Genomic DNA, 26438 nt, shown 5'->3' with positions numbered 1-26438 from the left:
TGAATGGTTAGGTGGCGGAGAAAGCTGTCTTATGATTCAAACGAGCGCGGCCCTCCAGTTGGACTCGCATGGCCTGCCGTTTGGTGGTTTGGGCAGGCACGACCATGCTTCCCAGTAAGGCGAGGCCGAGGAGGATGCCGGAGTTAACATCGTTTCCAGAGACCGTGATCACCACGAATAAATATCCGAAATAGCAGGCCAGTGGCAGCATTGCCCGATGTAACAGCGTTTGACGTGTGATTCTTATAAAAATTAGAAACAGCCAGAGCCCCAGCAGTGATAGTCCCAAGCATCCAGCCTCAACTGCCACCTGCATGAACAAGGAATGAAGAGCCACTTTCTTGCCAACCGCGTATTTGACTCCTCCCACCTCATGAGAATAGTCGGCATACACCTCCGCCCCCCTCCCGGGCCCATGGCCTATCAGCATCGTAACGGGTGATTCCGTAAAGGCGTAATAAGAAACCCGCCACTGATCCGACCGCCCGCTGGTCCGTTGTGATGCAGTGCGCCGTTCACTAAACGTACGGTCCAAACCCTTTTTCAAAGATTTCCCATAGGGACTGAGTAGGACCGCCTGAAAGGCAAGAAAGCCCAATGCGATAGTCATCAACATGATGATCCGTTGCTTTTTGCCAGCCAGGAAAGTAACCATGATCCCCCCCGCAGCGACCAACCAGGCTGATCGCGAAGTCGTGAGCGCCAGCAGAGGCAACGTTGGAACCAGCATGCAGTACCGTAAAACCGGTCTGTGTTGCAAATTCAGCCAATAACCCCGGTCAATGATCAACGCAAGAAAGCCAAAAGCCAGCGGCAAACCAAGCTGGATGGGATTGCCAAGGGTCTGGCCGTCCATGACAATCATCCCCAGCCGCGCTACCGAGCTGGAATTCATCTGCGACAGCAGTGAAAACCCCACCACCCAGGCAGAAACCAAATTCGCTGTCAGCGCAGTCCCAAGCGCTACCGGATTCTGTCCCAGGATCAACAATACCATCAGAGTAAGAGCCAACTCAAACAATCGTAAATTTACGGAATAATCGCGCGTGTTGAACAGGCTCAGTGCATAGAAGGCGGCGATGCAAACAAACATCGGTTTGAGTAAGGAGGCTTTGCGCCAGATTAGTCTCATCTCCCCCGGCCTGCTAATCATGTGATATGTCAACGCAGCAACAAACAGGAGAATGACGATGTTATATAAGGCGAAACCTCTGAGCAAATTGATGAAAGGCGCTGTCCCGATCAATAGACATAACACCTTCAGGCTTCCTCCCCAGACGAATTGCCGTACCAGGATCAGGCCCAATGCTCCCCAGAAAACGATGCCTGCCAACCGGGCCCTGCCTGTGGCCAGCACTCCTCCTGTCAACAGCACACAAAAAAGCACCTGAGCCAATATTGGAGTCGGATTAAATGAGGCAGCTTTCGCGGGAGTGCGCGTTGCAGAAACAATCAATGCTGATGGCAATCCAGGTGGATTCCAGTATCGAATGGCTGGAGTAAAGCTTTTCAAGCCTGCGCGCATAAGCTTTCTGCACTATCTGACCTGGTTTTGGTCTTCAGTTCGGTAAAACAAACTTCAAATTCCTTTTTGGCTGGAGGCTCCTCGTAATGCGGAGGCGTAATCAAGGATTCAATAGCTCCATACAAAGTTCCGAATGTGTAGGAGAGATAGTAACCTTGAGAAGGATGCCGGCAAAATCCAAGCAGGTAGTAGCAGAATATCAGCAGATGGTCGCCCCAAAACCGGATGCAATCCATCATTCCTGCCTCCGGGGAATGTCGCTTCCAAATGAAGTATCGATTACGAACCGCCATTCTGCCCCGGGGAAAACCAGAGGGTCTGCCTCCCGTATCCTGATGATGATGGTCTACCAAGGCATCCCCACAGATCACCAACTTCCAATCCCTGGCTATGCGCCGGGACATTTCCAAATCCTCACCTTGGGCGTAGCCGTAAAAGAACTCGGAAAAACGGTGTTTCTGGAATACTTCCCTGCGGTACGCTGAAGCCCCGCCCGCCAGAACATCGATTTTGCGAACTCCGTTAAATCTGGGAACTGAATCCCAGGTGCCCGATGTCCCGCAAGCATGGTATTGCCCAGGTTCTCCGCGGGGCACGAACTTCAATGCATACCGCAATCGCCAGAGGAGAGTCAGAGGCTTGTTGATACCATTGGTCAGAAAGCCCCGCACCGCTCCAATTTCACTCCTGACATCTTCGGCAAAGACCTGCCGAATCGACCCAAAATAGCCCGGTTCAGGGAGACAATCATCATCCAGAAAAAAGATAAAACTGCGTGAACAAACATCGAGTCCAACATTGCGCTGCCGGGTAAGTCCCGGCGGACTCTTTACATACACTAGATCAAATTGCAACCGCTGCGCATTTGCCCATTCAGAAATGCTCTTATTTACGCTGTCTTCAGGCGAACCATCCACCACTACCACTTCCCCGGGAACATCGGGCAATGTGGTGAGCAGATTGAGCAAGGCGACTATTTCCTTCGGGCGACGATACGTTGGCACAATCAGCGTACAATCCGAAAAGGCGGCGGAATCGTCGCTCGGCTTGCGCCACCCGCTAAGACGGCACAGTGCTCCGGTTGAGTTCATCATCTTTGGCTGCATTCAGAACCTCTCGTTGTCTGGTTGCATTGAAAATGCCTATCAGGATGGGTAACCACCGGTTCACGGAATATTCCTGTTCACAGATCTGCCTGCCAGCCCGTCCCATCCTTGATCTCACCCGCGCATCACGGATCAAAAGCTCCAATGCCCGGTGCCATTCCTCCTCTTTTGCAGCCAGCATCCCGGTTACACCATGTTTGACGATCGCTTTGTTTACCCCCACCGGAGAGGCCACCGTTGGTAGCGCAGCCGCCATGTATTGTAAAAGTTTCAGACCGCATTTTCCCTTCTGAAACTCATTATCCAGGAGGGGCATGATACCGATATCGAACTTGGAACCCATAAAGGGTTCCTGATGCTGCGACCAGGGAATGAACGACCAGCGCAAATCAGTAACAGGCAACTGCGGTTTGGTATTGGTGATGACCACAAGTTCGAAATCCACCTTGGCCTGCAACTTGGCCAGCATTTCGAGATGAGGAACAAGCGTTGCCTGAATTGATTGATCCGAACCGCTCCAACCAACACGAACCACCTGTTGCTTCTCAAAGTTGGAATAGAGCCGGGGAATATAGGTTTCGGTATCAATAACGGTGGGAATCACCGTTACACGCTCAGTATACTGCCGGGCATAATCGGCCAGATATTCATTTCCCGGCGTGACCCATTGCGCATTGGCACACATCCAACGCACCAACTTCTCGTTCGGTCCTATAAAGATCGCATCGTCAAAGTCATATATGCATCGCCTGGCCAGCGGGCGAAAAAATCGATGCAGAATGGGACCTTCACCGGCAAAATCCCGATTCGCAAAAATGACATCGTACTTTCTGCTTTCCAGAGCATCTTTGAATCGGCTGGCTTTCATCAGCAACCGGCCAGCGCGGTAATGCAGCGCCCGGGCCATGCGTAACCGCAAAGGACTGCTCCATTGACGGTCGGGCCAATTCGGACGGTGCTTGACGACCCAACCGGCTTTTTTGAGGTACGGTATAAATTGTATAAAACGAAACCGGCTTGCTGGATCAAATCCGCTCTGGGTAATCCCCATGATGCTTGGCATAAAACTCCTTGTTTATTGGCGGCACGGAATGACGTCACTCAGCGGCTGCCACTTACGTTATTCGCCAGCTGACGCACTCCATGTCTCAACCACGATCCGAACTGCATTCGCTTTTTGAGTTCCGCATTTTCCGTTTTTAAAATCCGGTTTTCGTTTTCCGCTCGCGCCAGCCTCAACTGCAACGTGGTCTGGTTGTTTTCTTGAAAAACGGAATGTCCTTCGTACATCACGCCAAGAGGTGGCATTTTGAAGGTGTGAAAAGATCCCGTGCTCGCGAGCATGTCAGCAGGAAAACCTGGTTCGCGCCCAGTCCGGCGCGCCTCTTTTGCAATCGCAATCATCTGGCGAATCAAGGAACACACACGCTGAGCCGCAGGGCCATCGCACTCCAGACTGTCAGCCAGGCAATCACGTTGGAACGCCAGTTTCGTGGCACTGGGGTTTAACAGTTCTGGAACCACAGCTGCCAGGTGCTCTTTGGCCGAGATTGTCCAGGCCGTCTGCAGAAAGCGCGGTGAATTTGGATAATCCAACGCAGCTACCGGCCGGCCCAACAGCATTGCTTCCAAAACCGCCGTGCTGGGTGTGGATATGACTGCATCAACACCCTCCAGAACTTTGACAAGCTCCAGGCTTGAAATCTTTTCCAACTGGTTTTCAACTCCCAGGGCAGACGCCAATCCTCGGCTGACTCTCCAACCAACTTCTACTCCGGGCAGAGTCTCCAAAAAGGCTTTGGTATCTTGCAAGGAGCGCAGCGTGGTCTCTCTTTGCTCCAGCGTGAAGCCCGGATTCTTTGCCGTCATTACCAGCAGGCGAGACCCCGGTGTTCTAATTCGCCCGGTCTGGTGGCTGAGCAAATAGTCCATCCGCGGCATGCCTGTGATCTCAACCTTGTCCGCATTTCCCCAGCCCGCAATCAGGCGTGCGCTCTGGTGGCCAATGGTTGCAATTTTGTCTGACATCACTGGCTGATGTTGGGGGGCGCCGTCCCCGGCTCCAAAAAGAGGGTTGGAGTACTGACATCGCCATTCCAGAATGCCATCCTGGAGAACCAGGGAGGGAATTCCTGCTTTGCGCGCCTCATCAAGACAGCGAACCACATCATAATAATAGTCATTAACGCAAAGAACAATATCCGGATGGCTGGACACCAGGTGATTCGGATCCCAGATTTCGTCAAAAATGAATTCGGCCTCCTGTTTAAAGGCTGACTCCACCGGTTGCACGTGGCCGAACTGGTCGCGCAACAAACACCATATTTTTATCGGTTGCATGAGTTGGAGGCGAATCGAAGTAAAATGCGGGTCGCCATCAAACTTGCCAGCTGGCCGGTAAATTCATTTTCACCTCTATGTTCTTGAAAGGAGCGCTCCGTCTAGCACCGACTTTCAACGCCCACTGGGCCATGCGCCCCACTCCCTTTTCCAGAGAAACGCCCGAACCTCTGCCAAATATTTTCTTTGCCTTGTCGTGATTTGAATATGCGTGCTGAACCTCATTGCGCGGGGTGAGGTACTTGATGCGGGGGCTTACCCCAAACGCGCTGGACACCACATATGCCAGTTCATTTACGCTGTAGGGTTTATCAGCTCCAATGTTGATTATTTCGTTATAAGCCTTGCGGACCTTCACAGAGCGCGCAATCTGCGGCGCCAAATCATCGATGTGACTGAAGGCCCGGGTCTGCATTCCATCGCCAAAGATGGTCATGGGTTCTTTGCGCATGATTTGGTTCATGAAAATGCCAATCACATTCCGGTACTTGTCGCCAATGTTCTGGTTTTCTCCATAAACATTGTGAGGCCGAAAAATGATGTAGTTCAAACCAAACATCTCATGAGCGGCCGCCAAATCCATTTCAACCGCAAATTTGCTGATCCCATATGGATCTTCCGGTCTCGGAACCATGGATTCAATCATGGGCACCTGCCCCGCTCCGTAAACGGCTATTGAGGAGGTGAAGACAAAGCACTTCACCTCGTATTTGACCGCCGCATTAATGAGGTTCACGCTGCCGATCAAATTATTCGTATAATTGAACCTCCGGATGAAGTGGGAAAGCCCCTCCGCAGCATAGGCAGCCAGGTGATAAACATAGTCGAAGCGATGCTTTAGAAAGAGGCTCTCCACCAACTTTTGATTCGTGATGCATCCTTCAACAAACTCCACATCCTCCGGCACCTGATCTTTAAAACCTCCACTCAGATCATCCAGCACAACGACTTCGTGGCCCATATCACGGCAATACCGTGCGACATGGGATCCGATAAATCCGGCTCCCCCAGTAACTAAAGATTTCATTCTACTCCTTTTGAGTTGTTATCCTGTTTGGTTTGTTACAATCGCAGACCGGCGTGTCTCCATGTCGAATCTGCGGAATCCCACCTGATTTATCCCACGTGCGGGGATTGGTAGATGTCGTGGATGCGTATCAATCCGAGACAAAGTCCTTGCGCATCCACGACCGGTAAAACAGAAATTTGCAATTCCCGCTCCTCCATTAATTGCAATGCCTCTTTGAGTCTGGCCTCAGGCCGAATGGCGACTGGCGACGCAGTCATGATTTCCGTCACAGGCAGGGATCGAATGTCATCATGTTCCTGCAAAGCCCGCCGCAAGTCCCCATCTGTGATCAACCCCTCCAACACTCCATCGAATCTGATCACGCATGCGGCCCCAAAGGGATATTGGGTCATGCCAATCACCACATCCTTGACTGTGGCATCAACACCTACGCAAGCGACCGCATCCAGGGGATGTAAAACATCCCGCACTTTCATGAGCAGATTGCGTCCCAACTGTCCGCCCGCATGGAACCTGGCGAAATCTTCAGGTCCAAAATTCCTCGCCTGCATCAATGCGGACGCCAGAGCATCTCCTAATGCCATGGCCACGATCGTGCTGCTGGTCGGGGCCAAATTGCAGGCATCAGCTTCACATCGGACACTCGCATCCAAAACGGCATCCATTCGACGCGCCAAATGGCTGGAGGTATTTCCGAAGATTCCAATGAGGGGGGATTCAAACTGACGCAGCATTGGAACCAGCCTGAGGAGTTCAGCGGTAGTCCCACTCTTGGAAATCAAGATGGTTGGATCTCCGAGCGAGTAAACGCCCAAGTCACCATGCAAGGCCTCCGCTGGATGAAGAAAGACTGCCGGAGTTCCCGTGCTACAGAGGGTGGCTACCAGCTTCTTTCCGATTATTCCAGACTTTCCCAGCCCGCTGACCACCACCTTGCCGGGATGAGAAAGAATCAAATCCGCCGCTTTGAGAAAGCCGTGTCCCAAGCGTCCCGCCGCATCCTTGAGCGCTTCCGCCTCCACCAACATGGTCTTGGTGGCCCAGCCCAACATCTGTTCGAATTTATCAGGAGCTGTCTCGGGTGAGTGAAGCATTCGGCAATCCTGGTTATTTGATGTCGTTCCAGACACAGTTTCTCTTTTTAAAGCTGGGGAGCGAGTCAACCTCATCCAACAACTCCAGCTCCTTGGTTTGATTTGAAAGAATAGAAAGAAGATCATCTCGCAGGCGGGCCAAATGAGTCCACCGGGTGGAGAACGGCCTGCTGTCCGCCAGCTCGTGATGAATGCAATACAGGAGTGATCTCCATCGATGAAAACGAAATCGCCTTTGCGGCCAGTTTGCAACTGGCTGGCTTCCTTTCATGATTGCAGTTCTTTTTAAATTCCAACCGGAAGCAGGTTGAATTAGCTTGCGGGAGTCCCGGTAAATACGCGAGCCGTGCGAGCATATATCCTCTCATACACCTGTCGGATTGGAAAACGTGCGCGGAGGGATCTATCCAGCATCAAAAACCAGATCATTACGACTCCGCATGCGCCGGTGGTCGCAGAGCCAAGAGCAGCACCCACATACCCCCCCAGGTCCGTTGAAATCCGGCGGGCAGCCAATGCAACAGGCAACAAGCATAACATAAGGATGAAAACCCTCGCCGCATCATCCCAAACAAATCTGATGAAGGGACGACCGAACATTCGAGCAGTGAATAAAGGAAGCAACCACATTGAGGTGATCAGACTGGCTATGACCGTGGCTCCAACAATACCTAACAGGCCGTAAATCCTGCCAAAAATAATGGATAATCCCAGATTCAGTGCTCCCTCAACAAGCCGGACAATGGTTTGATTACGCACAGCAAGATTCGCGGATAGAATTGCTCGATTCGGCATTATCCAAAGCCCCGCGATCATGCCAAAAGCCAGGGCCAGATCCACAAACGTGCCAGCATAGTTCACCTCTCCAACCCATCTGGCTACAAAACTGCCATTCCCGGACCACACACTGAAGGCGGCTACTACGGCCAGGCCAGTTGACAAGGCAAACAATTGCCTATAGGCAGCCAGGCTTTCCTTCATCTTATTCTGGCCCAACATTTGCCCCAACATGGGGCGGGCATTTTCAGTAATAAGCCACACCAACCCGCCGACCAATTCGTAGAATTTACCGGTAAGCAGGAAGGAAGTAACCGCCTCAATCGAAACCACCCTGGCGGCCACTGTGGTATCGAGTGAATGAATGATAATTCCAGCCAGCCCGCCCAGACTAAAATAGATGCCGACCCCGCCGATTTGCCGAAGAATATCCCAGGAAGCCAGTCGGAACTTAATCTGCAAATCTGGCAGCAGCCGATAGGTCCGCACAACCGCCATCACTGCGGTAACCGCTTTCGAGACGAGATGCGCGATGGCCAGCGAGTATATTCCGCAACCCAATTCCAGCAGCACCACTGTGAGCACAGTCCGGATGATGACCATCAATAAACCGAGCAGGTTGTCGATGTGCATCTGCTGGTTCGCCACCAAAATTGCCGAAAAAGTCTGGCTGCCAATTGAAAGAGCGGCACCGAAGACGGAAAGCACCATGAGCCACGTGGCATCATGTCGCAGACTTTCCCGGATGGGAAAGAAGTGGGGAAACGCCAGTGCCATGCCCAAGCCAGCAACCAGCACGACCAGCACGATGGCATTCTGTGCAAAGAAGACCGTGCTGACCATCCGATTGAACCTGTCTGGGTCAGGTTTTCCGCTTAGCCTGGCAGCTTGAATGCGCAGCCCGGCTGAAATACCGACATCCAACAAGGTCAACCAGGTGAGCAACTCCAGCGTGAGGCCAAAAATTGCATACTCTTCACGGTCCAGAAATCGCAGTGTGAAGGGGGTGAGGCAGACGCCCACTATCACCTGGAGCAACATCCTGGCTGAGCCCGTACTGATTCCGGCGAGGTAGTGGTAGGAACGTGATTTCGTGGCCATAATCGTTTGGTCGGCAGAATTATGCCTTCCAAAGCCGGCAGGTATTTGCCGGCACGGCTTTGACCACATTCCGGGTATCAACGATGTTCGTGGCCCAGTTTGCCAACTGCTTGTAGTTTACAGCGTCATGGGCAGTGGCGATGAGGATGGCATCAAAATTCCTGATGACTTCGCGACGCCATGGAACCGACCGCATACCTGCCCACCGTGAATGCTCACGAGAGTGTCTAATAACAGGAACGTATGGATCATGGTAGGCAACCTCGGCACCGCGATGATCCAGAAGTTCCATAAGTTGATAAGTGGGAGACTCCCTATCGTCATCAACGTTCGGTTTATAGGCCAGGCCAAGAACCAGAATCCGACTGCCCTTGAATGGCCTGCCAACGGCATTGAGTGCTTCTCCCACCCGGCCCACGACGTACTCAGGCATAGCATGATTGATCTCACCAGCGAGTTCAATAAACCGGGTATGTTGCCCAAATTCCCGGGCCTTCCAGGTCAGGTAGAATGGATCGATTGGAATACAGTGTCCTCCCAGGCCAGGTCCGGGATAGAATGGCATGAATCCGAAAGGTTTTGTTTTGGCGGCCAGGATCACCTCCCATATATCAATCCCCATCGCCGCGTAAACCACCTTGAGCTCGTTGACCAGCGCAATGTTTACGCTCCGAAAAATATTCTCCAGCAACTTGGTGGCTTCCGCCGCCCGACAGGATGAGACAGGAACAACATTCTTTATCGCCAAACTGTAAAGTGCGACTGCCTTTTGCAGGCAGGTTGGGGTAAAACCTCCGACTACTTTCGGGATCTCTGAAACGCGACTGGCCGGGTTTCCCGGATCTTCGCGCTCGGGTGAGAATGCGAGATGAAAATCTGTGCCCGCCTTCAGTCCGGAGCCTTTTTCCAGTATTTCACGTAATTCATCCTCCGTTGTCCCCGGATAGGTGGTGGATTCAAGTACCACCAGAATTCCCTGATGCAAATGGGGCGCAATAGATTCTCCGGTTTTGGCGATGTAGGAAATATCCGGTTCGCGGTTTTTGTTGAGTGGAGTGGGCACACAAATGATCACCGCATCCACATCCCGTATGAGTGAGAATTCGGTGGATGCTCTAAAAAATCCTGCCTGGACTTGTCGGGCCACCATCTGGGACTCGATATGTTTGATGTAGCTCCTGCCTTCATTGATACAGCTTACTTTTGTGGGATCAACATCCAACCCCAACACCTTGTTACCAGCCTGTGAAAAGTGGATCGATAAAGGTAAGCCGACATAACCAAGTCCTATAATTGCAATATTCATCAATTGAAAAGTTTGAGTTTTAGAGAAGAACAACTGTCAGTTGCACCCTTTCTTCCGGGGTGGTTGATTACAGTTGCAATCAGGTGTTAAGGGGAATTTTAGCAGGGTAATCGTTACCGTAAACTCCGATGCTCTTATAGCCATTGCGCGGAGTGTAGTGGTAATAATATCTGTAGCCGCTGTGCTGCGGCAAAAAATTCAAGACAATGCCTGTAGGCGGAACATTCGCCCGCGCCATCAACTCCACTGCCCGCATAATCGCATGCTTGGGAGTTTTGCCCGCTCGAACCACCAGACATATGATTTGAGCCAGCGGCAACAAAATAAAGGTATCGCTGACCGCATTAATCGGTGGCGTGTCAATCACGATGCGGTCGAACTGATTGCTGGCTTCCAGGAGCAACTGTTTGATTGCGTCCCCGCCCAGTTCTTCTGCCGGATTCGCCACTTTGGGACCAGCCGTCAGAATGTATAAATTGGGATACGGAGTTTTAAGAACCAGGGTGGATAATGACTCCTTACCCAAAAGATAATTGGTCACCCCGGGAGTTCCGGGAGGATGTGAAAAACTTTCTCCCACGGAAGGTCGGCGCAAATCCAGATCAATCAATAGGGTGAGCTTGCCACCTTGTGCCTGGCAGATGGCATGGTTCAGACTAAAAAAGGTTTTCCCTTCATTCGGGTCGGCACTGGTGAAAAGTGTGATCCGTTTTCCTTCCTCGTGCCCCAAAATGCCGGTCGTGGTTCGGAGTGTCCGGAATGCCTCAGAGCAGATCGAACCAGGATCGTCAGCTACAATGTGCGCCGGAGTTCCATTGCGCCCCTTTTTGGCTACCGGTATGGCGGCCAAAACAGGCAGGCCAAGAACAAATTCCGCCTGATCCACCGTCCTGATCGAACTATCAAACAAGCTCATGAGATAAATCATGCACAAACTCATGAGCAGACCGGTTACAACTGCCCCCCCGATCACAAGCAACAATGACCATTTAACGGTTGCGCCAGGCAGCATTGCCGGCTCTACAACCGCGATGCTGGCCTTTTCCAACCCTTTGCTCAAATCGGTCTCTTTCAATCTCTTTAAAACGGAATCATAAAGGGCTAGATCGGATTGAACCTCCCGCATAAGTACGTTGTATTCGATTCCTTTCCTGTCGAGGTCTAATGACTCCATCTGCACCTCTTTTAGCGCAGCTTCCAAATTATTTTCCCGGGCCAAAGCGCCATCATAAGCTGATTGAACCAGTTTCGGCGCTTTCGAGGCGAGGCTGCGCAGGGCATCCTTCAAATCGTCCAGTTGTCGTTGTGCCTGCAGCATTTTCGGATAGTTCGGCTTGTAGCGTAGTAAGAGCGTGGCCACCTGAGCCTCCTGTTCCACAACCCTTCGACGAGTTTCCATCACGGCCGGATCTTGCAAAATGCTGGGCAACGTCAGGATGGCCTCGGGCTGATTGGTCAGGCTCTGAATCAGCTTCAGGTCCGCTTCCATTTGAATTCTGTCCGCTTTCGCGCTGGTGTATTTCTGGTTCAATCCCTTTAACTTCTCCACAATAATGTTCTGACGGTCCTCCAAGGATACCGTTTTATTGGATTCCTTGTATGCCTGGAGATTTCGTTCAGACATCTCCACTTTTTGCTTCAACTTTCCGGCTTCTGCATAAAGGAGCTCGTTGGCGGCCTTGGTGTTGCTAAACCGTTGATCGAGGCTCTCCAGGATAAACTCTTGCGCCACTGCATTTGCAAGCTTCTGAGCCATCTCGGCGTTCGGATGTGTCACTGTGATATCAACCAGCCTGGTTTCGGGGCGAAGCTTTGTTACAATCATTCCGGCCAAAGCATTCACCAGTTTGGCTTCTGACAGAACGTTTGTGTTGCCTGGAAGAAAAAATGAATTGGTGGCCAAACCGATATTTCGCACCACACGTCCCAGGACTTTGGTATTTTTTACATTCTGCACAATGGTGTTCAGCATTTCGCCCGTCCGTAAATCCTGTCGCGATACTTCCTCTATGCCCACCAACCGTTGTTCTTCCTGCTCCACTTGGAGCACCGCCCTGGCCTGATAGCCGACCGGGACATTACGAACCCACCAAAATGCCGGGAGCGTTACCGCACAAGTCACCAAAACAATTAACCACCACTTCTCTATCAAGGTTTGCAGGAACTCTTGTACATCCAGGGGGCGATCCACCTCCGTCATCTCTGCGATCTCTCGCTCGTTGGAAAGTCTAAGTTTCATATTTCAAAAAATGCTTGAGCCAACTTCTATGGCATCGTCGGGTTGAATGGTGATTACCTTGACGTTCTTTTCATTTGCCATGGCTTGCGCATCAACCCGCATCACACTTTCCCTGCCATCGATTATTCTTTTGATCCTGACACGGGTGCCTTTACTGAAAGCCGTATAGCCTCCGGCCATGGAAAGAGCCTGAAGCAGGTTCAAGTTTGTATCCTCCGGTATGCTATAAAAACCTGGAGCCTTGACCTCTCCCATGACTGAGAATCGCCTTTTGGCAAACTCGACCACCGTCAGAGAAACATGTGGGTCGGTCAAATACTCCTTTGCCAGGATATCCTTGATCATGACTCTTGCCTCCTCCAACGTTTTGCCTTTCACGACGAGAGGCTTTAATAACGGAAAGGTTGCCATCCCGTCGTTGTCCACACGAGCGCGGGCGCTCAGTTCATCCTCTTGATAGACCTTAAGCTCAACCACATCACCAGGAGAGAGCTTGGGTCTTTCATTCACGAGTGCATTTCCTGCAACCTCTTCAGGAATCTCCTGCTTTTTTGATCCTGTCGCCTTACGGACTGCAAGTTGGGAATCTACCGGAAGCGGTTGAGAAGGCCTTTCCGTTCTGCCTGCCAGGTTTCCTCCAGGGAGCTGCGTTCCGGTTCCGTTGGACTGGCTCGCAGCAACGCCAGGATTGAACCTGGGATCATAGCCTTGGTCCATTGATGAACAACTCCACAATCCGAGGCAAATCAAGCAGGCTAAGGAGGCGTAAAAAATGCGAACTTTATTCATGGAGACAACTCCCGTTTTGAATTTTAAACAGTGAGGGATTCTGCTGGGGCATTTTCCCCCTTACGCTCATGCTCCGGATGATTCCAACTCGCAATCATCGGGAATCGCGCGCTGACCGGTCGTCGTTTTTCCTGACCAGGAGACTTAATGGTCATGCTTACCGTTCTGGTCGAGGCAACAATTTCACCATTTGTCAGTAAATGAGGATTATATTCCGGCACCGCCTGCTTGATTAGCAGCTTTAGATGGTTTGCATCCATGCTGTGCAATCCATCCATGAGTTTCCTGATATGCTCCTGAATATCTTCAAGGGACATTGGAGCGGCAGTAAAACGCAAAATCTTTGGGTGATGCGTTGGCGCCAGGTTTTCCGCCTCATGTTGCAGTTCTTCAAAAAGCTTCTCTCCTGGACGCAGACCCACGTATTGAATCTCGATTTCACCTGGCTTGTATCCACTGAGTTCGATGAGTTGCTTTGCCAGATCTGCGACCTTGACTGGTTTTCCCATATCGAGAACAAAGATTTCTCCCCCCACCCCCAGAGCCCCGCTTTGCAGCACTAAACTGGCAGCTTCGGGAATGGTCATAAAATAGCGGGTCATCTGGGGATGTGTAACCTTCACCGGCCCGCCCGCCGCAATCTGGCGTTTGAAGATGGGAACCACGCTGCCGGAAGAACCAAGCACGTTTCCAAATCGAACGGCCATGAATTTTGTGCCCTCGGGATTGCTCGCGTGCAAAGCCTGAACAAATAATTCTGCCAATCGTTTGGTGGCTCCCATCACGCTCGTAGGATTGATTGCCTTGTCTGTCGAGATCAGAACAAATCGTTCCACTTCAAACTCCATGGCAAGTTGCGCCAGGTGGACCGTTCCCAGGGTATTATTTTGAATGGCTTCACCGGGTTGACACTCCATCATGGGAACATGCTTATGAGCAGCGGCGTGAAAAATTACTGAAGGACGAAATCTTTTGAAAATGTGCTCCATACGTGAACAGTCCACAATATCCGCGACAATCGGGTGAATGATATTACCCTTCCCCAGCTCAATGAGTTCCTGCTCAATCTGGAACAACTGCACTTCTGATTGATCAACCAATAAAACCCTCCGGGGATGAAACTGAACAATTTGCCTGCAGAGTTCGCTGCCAATGCTGCCCCCCGCCCCAGTCACCATTACAACCTGATCGGAGAGGCACTGTTCAATATTGCGCCTTTCCAATTGGATGGGTTCACGTCCAAGCAAATCCTGAATTTCGACTGGGCGGAGTTGGGTGACACTGACCTTTCCTGTCGCCAATTGATCAAATGAGGGCACAGTCTTGAATCTGAGTTTTAACTGCTGCAGAAAGCTGACAATTTCTCTAATTCTCTTTGCTGGCGCAGAGGGCATCGCAATCACAATCTCATCCAAACGTAGTTTTGCCTGGATGGCAGTTATGGTTTCGGGAGGACCGACCACCGGAACCGTATGCACCCGGGATTGCCATTTATTACAGTCGTCATCGAAAATAGCCACGGGTTGCATCCCCAATCCAGGTTTACTAATCAGTTCCCGAATCAAGGCGGCTCCGGCATCCCCCGCTCCGATAATGCCCACTCGAATGGAGGCTTTTTGCAACTGACCCTGCACGGATCGATGCCGCTCCCGGATTAATCTAAAGGTCAAACGGCATGCCGAAAGACCGCCAAAGGCCAGAATGAAGTCCAGCAATAAAATGCTGCGTGGCGGAAGATGTTCCGAAAAACTGAAGTGCCAAAGTCCCAGCAGACCGCAAAGTGGAACGGCAAGTCCGTAGAACAGCAGTCGTAGGTCGGGGATGCTAAAATAGCTAAGCAGGCCGGCGAACTGTCCAATAACCAGAAGCGCAACCAGCTGGAACGATACGATGAACAATAGGTGGCGGAATATTTGCTGTCGCTGATCTGGCGGAATTACAAAGTCAAACCGCAACCAGTAGGCCAGCCATAAGCTGCTGGCCAGCACCACACCATAAATCAACACTATTAACAAGAGACGTAAATACCGCAGTTTATAAATGTCCATGGCTTTGGAATGGAAAGCCGTTTGGCGGTAAGCGGGATAGGTTCGAAGCTCCAGGAGTGCTGGAAATGATCAAAGCATTCAATGGCTCCAATCACTCAGCAATTTCCAAGGGCTGTAGAAAAGCTTTTTGCGGAAGAAGGGTTTGCAAAATGATGATTGAATCTCTCCACAGATTAGCCTTGCGGGCATAGTGCAAGTTCAATTCAATCTTCCGCGGAACACAATACGTTAGATAGAAGAGTTCCACATCCTTGGCGGATTTGAGCAGTTCCTCTTCGTTTCTAAATTTGAGGGTGGCAAGGTCGGTTATACCTGGTTTAAGAGCAAGCACCTGCTTCTGTTCTGGGGTGTAGCGTTCAACATATTTTGGCACTTCCGGACGCGGCCCCACAAAGCTCATCTCCCCTTTGAATACATTCCAAAGCTGCGGCAGTTCATCCAGTTTGGTCTTCCGCAGAACCCGGCCAATGCGAGTAATCCGCGCGTCGCCATCCCTGGTGACGCTCAATCCGGAGCGCTCAGCATCCACGATCATCGTTCTAAACTTCCAAATATGGAATGATTCTCCGCCCCGGCCTACCCGCCTCTGGCGAAAGAAAACAGGTCCTCCATCCGAAATCTTTACTGCACCGGCGATCAAGGCGAGGAAGGGGCTGAGTAACACCAGCCCGATTGCGGAAAAAAACAAATCGTAGCAGCGTTTCCAAACATCTTCTTTGGTTTTTTTATCCATTGCGTCCATGCCTTATGGGAACTTCAGAAATGCCTGGCCATTAAAGTTTGAGTTCACCATTGCCTGTCTTGATTATTTTCGATGGTTTATGGATTAAAAGCTTTCCGGACAGCTTGGGTGAAATCTTTAAATGCCCAGAGATGATTCTTCTGAGCTGATTGCAAACGTGTTCAACTTCCGCATCATTCATGTCCGGAAAGATCGGCAGGCTGATGATTTCCGGATACAATTGGGCCGACCGGGGTAAATCTGCCGGTTCATAGCCGTAAGCATTTCGGTAATACGGATGCATGTGCAACGGCAACCAGTGGACGCTTACGCCTATCCCCGCACGCTTGAGTTCTTCAATAACAGCCGCACGATCCAGAAGCAGCCGGTCGAGTTTCAGCCGGATGACATACAGGTGCCAGGAATGATTTCGGTTTGGCTGTGCCACCGGGAGCACCAATTCATCAACGTCACCCAACAGCTCGGCATATCGATTCGCAAGGTAGGTTCGTTTCCGGTGCAAATCATCTGACTTGCGCAATTGATGCAACCCAATGGAAGCCGCTATGTCCGTGAGATTATATTTGAACCCGGGCGCGGTAATCTCATAATACCAGGAGCCCTCGGAGGTAAACCGCTTCCACGCATCCTTCGAAATTCCATGCAACGACATCACCCGCATCCGTTCTGCATATTCAGACTTATGGGTGCAGGCCATTCCCCCTTCACCCGTGGTGATGGCTTTGTTGGCGTAAAAAGAATAACAGCTGATGTCCGCTCCCGTTCCGACAGTTTGCCAGACCGCACTATTATCCAGTCGATAAAATGCAGGACAACAATGAGCAGCATCTTCAATTATCCGCAAATCATAGCGCTTGGCCAGGGCAGCAACTCCAGCAACATCGCCGATCTGCCCGGCATAATGGACCGGAATGATGGCTCTAATCTGTTCTCCATGACTCAACGCAGATAGAATCCTGCGTTCAGCATCCGCCACATCCAGGTTGAAATCTTCTGATCGACAATCCACCAGTATTGGTCGGGCATTAAAATACCGGACCACCTCCGCAGTGGCAGCAAAAGTCATGCTTGGCACCAGAACGCACTCTCCTGCCTGCAACCCGATCGCTTCCAAGGCTAAATGGAGCGCGGCCGTGCACGAATTTACGGCTACCGCATATTGATGCGCCAGGTAGCAGGCGAACTCTTTCTCCAGGAGCTTTGCTTTCGGTCCGGTTGTAAGCCAGCCGTTCTTCAATGTATCCACCACCTCGTTGATCTCCTCGGGACCAATACTCGGTTTGTGGAAAGGGACATTAATCATAAATTGATTTGATCGGGAAATCCTTGTAACAAATTCGGTGGTAACTAATCGTTGCAAATTAATAATTACGGGGCATATGGAAGACTCCGGCAATTCTCGCTCGCGACACTCACTTTGCCCCGGACAGATTGGCCAACTGCCGGTCGTTTACTCCCGACTTCCCCTACGGATGAAGACGCGCTTTCTGAGTAATGGCGTTCAAGCCCCCACAAACGTAGGAGAGGTGTTGAGTCCGCTCCGCTCATCAGCATCTGTGATCACACTTCGTCTATACCAGTCGAGAGCCGTGTTCAGCCCCTCTTCAACAGAATGAGTAGGAGCATAGCCAAGCAAATCTGAAGCCTTGGTGATGTCTGCCTGTGAATGACGGATGTCACCCGGACGGAAATCTAGGTATCGTGGCTTGTAATCTTGAAGATGAGGGAAGGTGCGAACCAATTTGTAGCGCAGCATTTCGAAGAGTTCCATCAAACTGATGTTACTATTGAGGGCCACATTGAAAACTTTTCCCAAAGCTTCCGGATTGCCAGTGGTCGCTGCCAGAATATTGGCTTGAACCACATTAGCCACGAAGCAGAAATCTCGACTCGTGGAGCCGTCGCCGTAGATTACGGTTGGTTCATTCTTGATCATGGCCGCCACCCATCGCGGAATCACGGCCGCGTATGGACCTTCAGGATCCTGTCGTGGTCCAAAAACGTTGAAATAGCGCAACCCAATGGTCTCCATTCCGTAGGTTCGCGTAAACACATCGGCATAAAACTCATTAATCAATTTTGTGACCGCATAAGGCGAAAGCGGGTTGCCTAATCTGCTTTCCACCTTGGGGAGCTCGGGTGAGTCACCATAGACAGCACTACTGGTCGCGTAAACAAATCGACGCACCTTATTTTCGCGTGCCGCCTGGAGCATGTTGAGGAAGCCAGTGACATTGATTTCGTTGCTTCCAATCGGATCTTCCACCGACTTCGGGACGGAACCCAAGGCCGCCTGGTGGAGAACATAGTCTACCTTTTCACAAGCATGGCGACAGGTTGCCAGATTCCGGATGTCCCCTGCAAGGAATTGAAAACGCTTCTGCTCGGCAGGCTGCACCGATCGCAGAGCTTCCTCCAGGTTCTGTAGTTTGCCGGTGGAAAAATTGTCCAGGCCCACAACATTCTGTTTTGCATCCAATAACATTTCGAGCAGATTTGAGCCGATAAAACCCGCGACGCCAGTAATAAGCCATGTTCTTGGCTCCTTTTTGAGAGAGCTCAAAATATCATTATAAGAAGTCATAAGTTGAACCGGGCTGGAAGATTCGGAAAATAGTTGGCTCAGATGCAAATAAAGCTCCGCACTTGGTTGATACTGGGAGCTTCGACTGAAACTTTCAGAGCGCCTGGACGAACAGCGGAAGCCTTCCTGAGGCAACTCATACTTCGTTTTGTGGCTCAAGAGAGCAATTGCGAGGGCAGCGGCTGCCTTTCTACCACGACAGAATTCAAATTTAATTCCACTGCGCTGGTCTGCCCAAGCATATCGAGCAAAACCTGTACTCGCCTTTGAGCAGGCATCGTCCGGAGCACCACTCCTTGCAAACCGAACAGGGCCCGGCTCGTAATCGTGACCTGATCGCCCGCGGTGGGCACTTCGGATGACAATTTCAATTCGTTGGCAGGGAAGTTCCGACGTAATTCTTCAATCACATCTGCTGGAACCTCGGGATAACCAGTGCCGAAATGTACCAAAGAACTTACGCCCCTGGTGTACTTGACCTCATCAAACATCTGCTCAAATGGAAACCTGGCAAAAATGTAGTTTGGGAACAAGGATTCGGTCATCCAGACAGGCCCTCGACGTGTGGCCTTGCGCGAACGTAGACTTGGATTGAAAGTCTCGACCACCTGCAATTTGCTCAGGTTGGCCGCCGCAATATGCTCATGCTTGGGCTTTGAGCGAACACAATACCAAGCCGGTTCACCGTCAGTTGCGCCAAAGGTTTGTTTTGAATTGTTTGACTTGTCCATGTCCACTCCAATTACGATGCGCAGCAGATTAGAATACGCCATCCCTGGATGCAATCAGGCCCCCACCTGAATTTGCCTTCAGGGAACGCCCGATGCAGCATCATCCATCCCCCTATCTGATCGTTCCGGCACCACACTATCTGAATTTTGTTCCATTTACTCTTTGACATTTGTCATGTGTTTCAGCTATTTCGATAAGTATCGCCTGCGTAAAATCAGGCGTTTTTATAAGAGGCACCCAAACGCGCAGCATTCAGCAATGTCACTATGCGCCTTCTTGCTGTTGAAGTTCCGCCGCAGACCCTGGAAAATTATTAGACCATCATTACACGGCTGATAATTGTGCAGGATGGCTTTGGAGGTCCACCACTCTGCATGGGAATAAACAATTTTAATTGAATGTTCGAATTCATAATTATTCACGGAGTATTCGACGGAAGCATCCACCAACTCTTATGAGCCAACCGTCAAAACTGGATAAGAATTTTCTCCCGGTGACACGCGAGGCACAGCGGACTCCCGCCCCAATAAATTACGCGGAGGGAAAACTGAATGAGGAGTCCTGGGAAGCAATATGCCGGGATTTACGAAACCGCCTCGCAGAGCAGGAGTCGACGCTTGCCCGCATCCGCGCACAATTGCGGGAGGAAACTCAGGCGCGCAAACAAACCGAGATAGCCCTCCATGAAAGCGAGGAACGCTTCATGTTATTTATGAACCACAGTCCCCTGATGACGTTCATAAAAGATGACCGCGGCAATTACGTTTATGGCAACAAGCGCTGGCAGTCAGTATTCGGCAGGGAGCTGTCGGCAACCAGGGTTTGCACTGATTTCGATTTGTATTCCCGCAAAAATGCCGGACGCATTTGCAAGGAGGATCGGGAAATCCTGGCTACTGGAAAAAACTCCGAGATCATTCGCAGCCGCCCAGCAGGCAAAAACCAGCTTAATTCCTGGCTGACTGTGAAGTTTCCATACTTCGATCCAAGGGGGCGTCCCTTTATAGGCGGAGTGGCCCTCGATATCACCGATCGAAAACGTGGTGCTGCGGAGTTGAAGTCACACGCAACTCAACAGGCGACCATTGCCAAATTTGGGCAGCAGGCCCTCAGCGGCGCGAGCCCTCAATGCCTGATGGATGAAGCGGCCGCTTTGGTGAGCACAATTCTCAGAGCGGATTTTTGCGCTGTGTCAGAACTGCAAAGCGAAAGGAAAAAGCTCTGCGTGCGGTCGATTAAGCCCACCCAAAGAGGGGAAATCCAGTCCACTTTCTCAACGGATGCCGGCTCTCAAATGATCTATTTGTTAAGGAAGCGAAGGCCCATCTTTATTGAAGATCTTGCCGCGGAGAGACGCTTCCAGCCTTCGCCATTTCTTTTGCAGCATAAACTTGTCAGCGGCATGGAGGTAATCATCTCCAGGAGCAAGGACGCATGGGGTGTTTTAAGCGTATTCACGCGGAAGAAACGCATATTTTCAAAAGGGGAGATGCATTTTGTTCAGGCCATGGCGAACACCCTGGCAGCAGCCATGGAACGAAAGGACGCCGAATGGGCTTTGCGCCAAAGCGAAGCCACTCTCAAGGACTTTTTTGATAATGCACCGGTGGGTTTGCATTTGCTGGGCCCTGACGGCAGCATTCTTCGCACGAACAAAGCCGAGCTTCTCATGCTCGGCTACAGCGCGGACGAATACGTGGGACATCACGTTTCCCATTTTCACGTCGATAAACAGGTAATCAACGAAGTTCTGGACAAACTTCCAACCAACCGAATTCAGAACTACGAGGCCCGTGTTCGCTGTAAAGACGGATCCATCAAAAATGTCGTCATAGACCTGAATGTGCTTTGGGACGAAGGCCGCTTCATTCACGCACGCTGCTTCTCGAGGGATATTACCGGCCAAAGACAACGCGAAAGGCAGATTCTGGAAATCAGCGAAAGGGAGCAGCAACGGATCGGACAGGATTTGCATGACGAACTGTGCCAATACCTCGCGGCAATAAAGTTCAAGTGTGGTTTGCTTCAGCGAAGGCTGGCTCGATCGAAGCTTGCTCAAGCCCGCGAAGCCGGCTTAATCGAAACCATGCTCAACCGTTCAATAGATCAGGCCCACAGTCTGGCCCGCGGCCTCTCTCCAGTTCAGGTCGAAGCTGGCGGATTGGTTTCCGCCCTGAAAGAATTGGCCGCGCATCAGTCGAACATCTATGATTGTGATTGCTATTGCCGCATGGGCAAAATTTCGGCAGTAAAGGATGCCACCATTGCCATTCATATATACCGTATTGCACAAGAAGCCACCATCAACGCCATCAAACACGGTAAGGCAGGGAGAGTCGCCATCCGGCTTATGGAAAGAAATGCACAACTGATTCTTTCCGTGGAGGATGATGGCATTGGATTTGTTCCTGACAACAACAGGAAGACGGGCATGGGGCTCCATCTCATGAATTACCGGGCACGAACAATTGGAGCCACCATTGCGATAAAACCGGGACGCGAAGGTGGTACAATTTTAACCTGCACCCTGCCCCATCCACCCTCTACAAAAAGGAGCGCCAAATGAGCGCCAAGAAATTACCGCCTCAGAAAAGAAAATATCAAATTCTGCTTGTGGATGATCATCCCATCATGCGCGAAGGGTTCACTCAGTTAATAAACAATGAGCCGGACCTCCATGTTTGCGCTCACGTCGGAAATGCCACCAAGGCTTTTGATTCGATCGGATCTTTAAAGCCGGATCTAGCCATCATAGATATTGCCTTGGGGAGCAGCAGCGGTATTGAAGTGATAAAAAATATTCACTCTCGCTGGAACAACCAACTCCTCATGGCCCTGTCCATGCATGAGGAATCTGTGTATGGGGAACGTGCATTGAGGGCAGGCGCCCGTGGCTATGTGATGAAAAACGAAACCACCGAAGAAATCATGAGAGCGATTCGGGAAGTGCTGCGCGGCGAAGTCTACCTAAGCAAGCAAATGAGATCACTCGTGGTACAAAAATTCTTAAATGGTGAGCCAGCCCATGGCCATTTTGGGGTGGAACAGCTCAGCGATAGAGAACTCGAAGTGTTTCAGCTCATTGGCAGCGGTCGAAGGACCGGCCAAATCGCCGCGGAATTGCATCTCAGCATCAAAACAGTGGAAACATACCGTGCCCACATCAAGGAAAAGCTCATGTTGCGTAATGGCATGGAACTGGTTCGACATGCCATTCATTGGATGAATAATCAATGATCGCATACCGGTTGTCGCTCCGGTCAGAGAGCGATTTCCTTTATTTGGCGCTGCCGTGTCAAAGCCCCCTTTTGCAGTCGAGCGCGATCGCGTACCCTTTGCAACGAACCACTTTCTGCGGACGGTTGAGCCAGGTGATTGGCCAGCGAACTAATGGTGGGATACTGAAATAGTTTCGCGATGGGAAGACTGGCCTTGATTAACTGGCAGATTTTGGCGTGGACCTGCACCATCAGCAGAGAGTGTCCTCCCAGCTCGAAAAAGCTGTCGTTTACCCCCACCCTTTCCAACCGCAAGGCCTTCGCCCAAATCTCGGCAATCTGGCGCTCTGTCTCAGTCCGCGGCGGCGCGTAACTTGGGGTTAATTCAGCGTGGTTTCGTTCAGGAGCAGGCAGCGCCTTGCGATCCACCTTCCCGTTGGGTGACAATGAAAATTTTTCCACTGAAATAAAAATCGATGGCACCATGTAGTCTGGCAGTTTTTCCATCAAATACCTCCTGATCTCAGCAATCTCAAGTGACGCACCAGTTTTGAAAGCATAGTACGCAACTAAAACAGGTTCAGGAGTAGCAAAATTACCCCCTTGGGCGGCATCAGTTATAGGAGCTCTCTCCGATTTGTGCAAAATAACCACCACCTCCCTGATCGCTGGGTGAGTGGATAGTATGCTCTCGATTTCGCTCAGCTCAATCCGGAACCCGCGCACTTTCACCTGATGGTCAATGCGTCCCAGGTAATCAATATTTCCATCAGGAAGATAGCGCGCCAAATCCCCTGTCTTATAAAGTCGAGCACCCGGAATCTCAGGAAATGGATTCGGAACAAATTTGGACGCAGTCAATGCTGCATCAGTCAGGTAACCCGCACCAACCCCAACTCCCCCGATAAGTAATTCCCCGGAGACACCGACGGGACAAATTTCCATCTCCGAGTTCACTATTACAAGCTTCGTGTTGTAAACCGGCCTGCCAATCGGAACGAAACTGTATAAATAACGATTTTCCTTCCTCACTCGATAAAAAGCGGAAACATCTGTGCATTCCGTCGGGCCATACGTGTTATCAATCTCCGCACGGCAATGCTCGCTGTCCAGCCACGGTGTCAGACGTTGCAAAGAAATAGGTTCGCCTCCCAAAAGGACGTAACGCAATGAGGAAACCTTTTCAAAGGCTTTTGGATCTCCTGTTTCCAACACTGGATAAAATGCACTTGGTGTGCAGTTCACGAACGTTGCTTTCTTTTCCCGGATGATACTGGCAATGAGTCCGGGATCATAAGGCCCCGGCGGAGGAATGTGCAAAGTTCCACCTCTCAGAAGTGGTGCGAACAAACCCTTCTGGGTTAAATCAAAACTCAAGGAACTGGCCATCACCGCCGAATCGGCAGCCGACAAATCGAACTCTGTCATCAGCCAGCTCACTAAATTCACAAACCCTCGATGGTATACACCAGCGGCTTTTGGCCGGCCTGTTGAACCAGACGTGAAGATCACATAGATCAAATCCTCTGGAGTTCCAGCTTTCACCGGGTTTTCCGTGCTGTGTTTGGCAACATCCTCCCAATCTCCATCCAGGCGAAGAATACGGGCACTCATTCCTGTTATTTTATCGGCAATGCCATTCTGGGTGAGCAGAATACGGGCTTTCGAATCTGCCAGCATAAACGCCAGTCTCTCCGCCGGATAAGCTGGGTCCATTGGCACATAAGCACCGCCAGCCTTAAGGATACCCAGCAAACCCACCATCATTTCAATGGAGCGTTCCACGCTGATGCCAACCAAATCATTCGGTCTGATACCGGACTCGCGAAGGTAATGTGCAAGCTGGTTTGCCCTGCTGTTAAGTTCGCGGTAGTTCAACTGCTCTTCTCCACAAACCACTGCAATTGCCTCGGAAGAGTTTGAGACCTGCTCCTCAAAAAGTTCCTGCAGGCATTTGTCCTGCGGATAAGGAACGCCGGATTCATTCCAGTCAACGAGCATTCTCCGCCTCTCCTCGCCGGTCACCATCGGCAGAACTAGGACACGTTGGTCAGGATCATGTAAAATAGTTTCCACCAAAGCCAGGTAGTGACCGGCCAAACGGCATATGGTGGTTTCATCGAACAAGCCCGTCGCAAATTCGATCCATCCATCAATTCCCTCAGCCGACTCTGCAAGGTTGAAAGTCAGATCAAACTTCGCCATCCCGCAATCAACCTCAAACGTACTGATGCTGATGTCCGCAGCCCTCAAGTGCGGCGCTGGCGCATTCTGATATACAAACATCATTTGAAAAATCGGGTTATAGCTCTGGTCACGCTTCGGGCGCAATTCCTCCACCAGTTTGTCATAAGGCATATCCTGGTTGGCATAAGCAGCCAGCGATACTTCCCGCACGCGGAGCATCACTTCCCGGAAGGTGGGATTGCCCGACAAATTCGTGCGCAGTACCAACGTGTTAACAAAGTATCCGATTAACTGCTCGGTCTCCATGCGATTGCGGTTGGCTATGGGTGAGCCAACCACAATATCAGTCTGCCCCGTATAGCGTAATACGAGAGTTTGGAAAACAGCCAGTAATGTCATGAATAGTGTGCAACCTTCTTTCCTGCTCAAAGCCTTTAGTGCTTCAGTTGTCTGGTTCTGAATACGAATGGGATGCCGCGCACCTTTAAAACTTTGGACGGCAGGTCGCGGGAAAGTTGCAGGCAACTCCAATAAAGCTGGTGCTCCAGCCAGTTGCTCTTTCCAGAAGTTCAGTTGTTTGAGTAGCGCCTCTTCCTTTACCTGTCGTGCCTGCCACACTGCAAAGTCAGCATATTGAATCGGCAGCGGCGGCAGTGGTGAAAGTTGACCTGAAGCAAATGCTTGATAAAGACGCGATAATTCGCTCAGGAACACACTTCTGGACCAGCCGTCCATGACAATATGATGCAATGTAAAGAGGAGCAAATGATCCTCAGCTGCGATACGCAGAAGCTTGGCTCGCATAATGGGACCGCTTCGCAGGTCAAACGGAGCGAGGCCGTGTTCGACAGCCAGGCGTGTGGCTTCCTCCAGGCGAACAGTTCCGGGCAGCGAAGTCAGATCTATCATGGGTAATTCCATGCCATTCGGAGGAGCAATCTTCTGGACAGGCTCACCCTCGCTCACATTGAAGCTTGAGCGCAACACCTCATGACGACGTACAATTTCGTCCAAACTCTTTTGGAATGCGGGAACATTCAACGGACCTTGTATCCGCAGGTGAAAAAAATCGTTGTAGTGTGAGCCGGGCTCGAACTGATCCAAAAACCACAGCCGCTTTTGAGAGAAGGACAACGGGTAATCATCCGGATTGTCGCGACGTCGGATTGAACTCTCCTCAGTCACATTAACTCCCTCGTTCTGAAGCAGGAAATCAAGTAACTCGAGCTTGCCTTTTGAATCTTCAGTTGGATGCGAATCATTGTTCATAAGAGATTGCTTGGCCTTTCATCGAAAGGCGTGTGACGGTAGTCAGTGAAAATGAGGCTGAACCAGTTCCCTAGGTAAACTAATCCTGGAATTATGATACGTATTCAATTGGAAAATCCGGAAGTGGGTAAACACCCAATATACCGAATGCCGAAAGTAATTTCCGAATGGCAGGAGGGATTTTGGTTTGAGGCAAGGCGGAGGCCGCAGGCGCTATCTCTAGATAGCGACCAGGCCGACAACGCCGCCTCAAATCAAAAGCACCCTGCACCCAACGACTAGCGGTGTTCCTCGTCCCTAAAGCCATGGCTTTTTGAGTCTCCACTTTCTTCAGGCTTATCGCCTCTCTTC

Annotated in this window: 18 protein-coding genes; 2 read left to right on the top strand and 16 right to left on the bottom strand. The window is 50.9% G+C overall.

Annotated features, from left to right (window positions below):
• Nucleotides 1-7: 7 nt before the first annotated feature.
• The 15 genes from CFLAV_RS02265 to CFLAV_RS31675 all read right to left on the bottom strand — a co-directional run bounded on the left by CFLAV_RS02265 (nucleotide 8) and on the right by CFLAV_RS31675 (nucleotide 19454).
• A complete protein-coding gene (locus CFLAV_RS02265) occupies nucleotides 8-1525 on the bottom strand; it encodes an O-antigen ligase family protein (protein WP_007412977.1) in 1518 nt (505 codons plus the stop codon).
• Entirely contained in the window at nucleotides 1510-2619 is a 1110-nt protein-coding gene (locus CFLAV_RS02260) for a glycosyltransferase family 2 protein (protein WP_040546510.1), read from the bottom strand. The genes CFLAV_RS02265 and CFLAV_RS02260 overlap by 16 nt, the downstream gene beginning before the upstream one ends.
• Nucleotides 2585-3694: a glycosyltransferase family 4 protein gene (locus CFLAV_RS31680; RefSeq protein WP_007412975.1), complete on the bottom strand. Its 1110-nt coding sequence runs from the start codon at nucleotides 3692-3694 to the stop codon at nucleotides 2585-2587. Before CFLAV_RS31680 ends, CFLAV_RS02260 begins: the two co-directional genes overlap by 35 nt.
• A 38-nt stretch (nucleotides 3695-3732) precedes the next feature.
• On the bottom strand, nucleotides 3733-4971 hold the full coding sequence (locus CFLAV_RS02250) for a hypothetical protein (RefSeq protein ID WP_007412974.1): 1239 nt from the start codon (nucleotides 4969-4971) through the stop codon (nucleotides 3733-3735).
• A gap of 37 nt (nucleotides 4972-5008) precedes the next feature.
• Nucleotides 5009-5998 (bottom strand): NAD-dependent epimerase/dehydratase family protein, encoded by a 990-nt coding sequence (locus tag CFLAV_RS02245; RefSeq protein ID WP_007412973.1) that lies wholly within the window; start codon nucleotides 5996-5998, stop codon nucleotides 5009-5011.
• An 89-nt stretch (nucleotides 5999-6087) separates the two neighbouring features.
• The gene (locus CFLAV_RS02240) at nucleotides 6088-7095 is read right to left on the bottom strand and encodes a KpsF/GutQ family sugar-phosphate isomerase (protein ID WP_007412972.1); all 1008 of its coding nucleotides are present in this window, start codon (nucleotides 7093-7095) and stop codon (nucleotides 6088-6090) included.
• A 312-nt stretch (nucleotides 7096-7407) separates the two neighbouring features.
• Complete coding sequence (locus CFLAV_RS02230; protein ID WP_007412971.1) at nucleotides 7408-8973, bottom strand: MATE family efflux transporter; 1566 nt, start codon at nucleotides 8971-8973, stop codon at nucleotides 7408-7410.
• 19 nt (nucleotides 8974-8992) lie between these two features.
• The gene (locus tag CFLAV_RS02225; protein ID WP_007412970.1) at nucleotides 8993-10279 is read right to left on the bottom strand and encodes a nucleotide sugar dehydrogenase; all 1287 of its coding nucleotides are present in this window, start codon (nucleotides 10277-10279) and stop codon (nucleotides 8993-8995) included.
• 79 nt (nucleotides 10280-10358) lie between these two features.
• Entirely contained in the window at nucleotides 10359-12518 is a 2160-nt protein-coding gene (locus CFLAV_RS02220; protein WP_007412969.1) for a GumC family protein, read from the bottom strand.
• 3 nt (nucleotides 12519-12521) lie between these two features.
• Complete coding sequence (locus CFLAV_RS02215) at nucleotides 12522-13307, bottom strand: polysaccharide biosynthesis/export family protein (protein WP_007412968.1); 786 nt, start codon at nucleotides 13305-13307, stop codon at nucleotides 12522-12524.
• Nucleotides 13308-13330: 23 nt separating this feature from the next.
• Complete coding sequence (locus CFLAV_RS02210) at nucleotides 13331-15355, bottom strand: polysaccharide biosynthesis protein (protein ID WP_007412967.1); 2025 nt, start codon at nucleotides 15353-15355, stop codon at nucleotides 13331-13333.
• Between the two features lie 91 nt (nucleotides 15356-15446).
• A complete protein-coding gene (locus CFLAV_RS02205) occupies nucleotides 15447-16097 on the bottom strand; it encodes a sugar transferase (RefSeq protein WP_007412966.1) in 651 nt (216 codons plus the stop codon).
• Between the two features lie 31 nt (nucleotides 16098-16128).
• Nucleotides 16129-17400 carry a DegT/DnrJ/EryC1/StrS family aminotransferase gene (locus CFLAV_RS02200; RefSeq protein WP_007412965.1) on the bottom strand — a complete coding sequence of 424 codons (1272 nt, stop codon included), beginning with the start codon at nucleotides 17398-17400 and terminating at the stop codon, nucleotides 16129-16131.
• Between the two features lie 198 nt (nucleotides 17401-17598).
• On the bottom strand, nucleotides 17599-18681 hold the full coding sequence (locus CFLAV_RS02195) for an SDR family oxidoreductase (RefSeq protein WP_007412964.1): 1083 nt from the start codon (nucleotides 18679-18681) through the stop codon (nucleotides 17599-17601).
• Between the two features lie 155 nt (nucleotides 18682-18836).
• The gene (locus tag CFLAV_RS31675) at nucleotides 18837-19454 is read right to left on the bottom strand and encodes a transcriptional activator RfaH (protein WP_007412963.1); all 618 of its coding nucleotides are present in this window, start codon (nucleotides 19452-19454) and stop codon (nucleotides 18837-18839) included.
• A 413-nt stretch (nucleotides 19455-19867) separates the two neighbouring features.
• On the opposite strand from CFLAV_RS31675, the gene CFLAV_RS02180 reads away from it, so the two are divergent.
• Both CFLAV_RS02180 and CFLAV_RS02175 read left to right on the top strand, forming a co-directional pair.
• A complete protein-coding gene (locus tag CFLAV_RS02180) occupies nucleotides 19868-21979 on the top strand; it encodes a PAS domain S-box protein (RefSeq protein ID WP_007412962.1) in 2112 nt (703 codons plus the stop codon).
• Nucleotides 21976-22650, top strand: a complete 675-nt coding sequence (locus CFLAV_RS02175; RefSeq protein WP_007412961.1) for a response regulator — start codon at nucleotides 21976-21978, stop codon at nucleotides 22648-22650. The genes CFLAV_RS02180 and CFLAV_RS02175 overlap by 4 nt, the downstream gene beginning before the upstream one ends.
• 23 nt (nucleotides 22651-22673) lie before the next feature.
• Here CFLAV_RS02175 and CFLAV_RS02170 read toward each other — a convergent pair whose 3' ends face one another.
• Nucleotides 22674-26087, bottom strand: coding sequence for a non-ribosomal peptide synthetase (locus tag CFLAV_RS02170; RefSeq protein ID WP_007412960.1), 3414 nt, complete (start codon nucleotides 26085-26087; stop codon nucleotides 22674-22676).
• Nucleotides 26088-26438 lie beyond the last annotated feature (351 nt).

Origin of the sequence: Pedosphaera parvula Ellin514 (assembly GCF_000172555.1) — a bacterium.
GTDB lineage: Bacteria > Verrucomicrobiota > Verrucomicrobiia > Limisphaerales > Pedosphaeraceae > Pedosphaera.
This window is presented reverse-complemented; position numbering and strand designations above follow the sequence as displayed.

Excerpts from the sequence above, each read along its gene's own strand:
- CFLAV_RS02265 (WP_007412977.1), bottom strand. The coding sequence starts at position 1,525 with ATGCGCGCAGGCTTGAAAAGCTTTACTCCAGCCATTCGATACTGGAAT.
- CFLAV_RS02260 (WP_040546510.1), bottom strand. The coding sequence starts at position 2,619 with ATGATGAACTCAACCGGAGCACTGTGCCGTCTTAGCGGGTGGCGCAAG.
- CFLAV_RS31680 (WP_007412975.1), bottom strand. The coding sequence starts at position 3,694 with ATGCCAAGCATCATGGGGATTACCCAGAGCGGATTTGATCCAGCAAGC.
- CFLAV_RS02250 (WP_007412974.1), bottom strand. The coding sequence starts at position 4,971 with ATGCAACCGATAAAAATATGGTGTTTGTTGCGCGACCAGTTCGGCCAC.
- CFLAV_RS02245 (WP_007412973.1), bottom strand. The coding sequence starts at position 5,998 with ATGAAATCTTTAGTTACTGGGGGAGCCGGATTTATCGGATCCCATGTC.
- CFLAV_RS02240 (WP_007412972.1), bottom strand. The coding sequence starts at position 7,095 with ATGCTTCACTCACCCGAGACAGCTCCTGATAAATTCGAACAGATGTTG.
- CFLAV_RS02230 (WP_007412971.1), bottom strand. The coding sequence starts at position 8,973 with ATGGCCACGAAATCACGTTCCTACCACTACCTCGCCGGAATCAGTACG.
- CFLAV_RS02225 (WP_007412970.1), bottom strand. The coding sequence starts at position 10,279 with ATGAATATTGCAATTATAGGACTTGGTTATGTCGGCTTACCTTTATCG.
- CFLAV_RS02220 (WP_007412969.1), bottom strand. The coding sequence starts at position 12,518 with ATGAAACTTAGACTTTCCAACGAGCGAGAGATCGCAGAGATGACGGAG.
- CFLAV_RS02215 (WP_007412968.1), bottom strand. The coding sequence starts at position 13,307 with ATGAATAAAGTTCGCATTTTTTACGCCTCCTTAGCCTGCTTGATTTGC.
- CFLAV_RS02210 (WP_007412967.1), bottom strand. The coding sequence starts at position 15,355 with ATGGACATTTATAAACTGCGGTATTTACGTCTCTTGTTAATAGTGTTG.
- CFLAV_RS02205 (WP_007412966.1), bottom strand. The coding sequence starts at position 16,097 with ATGGACGCAATGGATAAAAAAACCAAAGAAGATGTTTGGAAACGCTGC.
- CFLAV_RS02200 (WP_007412965.1), bottom strand. The coding sequence starts at position 17,400 with ATGATTAATGTCCCTTTCCACAAACCGAGTATTGGTCCCGAGGAGATC.
- CFLAV_RS02195 (WP_007412964.1), bottom strand. The coding sequence starts at position 18,681 with ATGACTTCTTATAATGATATTTTGAGCTCTCTCAAAAAGGAGCCAAGA.
- CFLAV_RS31675 (WP_007412963.1), bottom strand. The coding sequence starts at position 19,454 with ATGGCGTATTCTAATCTGCTGCGCATCGTAATTGGAGTGGACATGGAC.
- CFLAV_RS02180 (WP_007412962.1), top strand. The coding sequence starts at position 19,868 with ATGAGCCAACCGTCAAAACTGGATAAGAATTTTCTCCCGGTGACACGC.
- CFLAV_RS02175 (WP_007412961.1), top strand. The coding sequence starts at position 21,976 with ATGAGCGCCAAGAAATTACCGCCTCAGAAAAGAAAATATCAAATTCTG.
- CFLAV_RS02170 (WP_007412960.1), bottom strand. The coding sequence starts at position 26,087 with ATGAACAATGATTCGCATCCAACTGAAGATTCAAAAGGCAAGCTCGAG.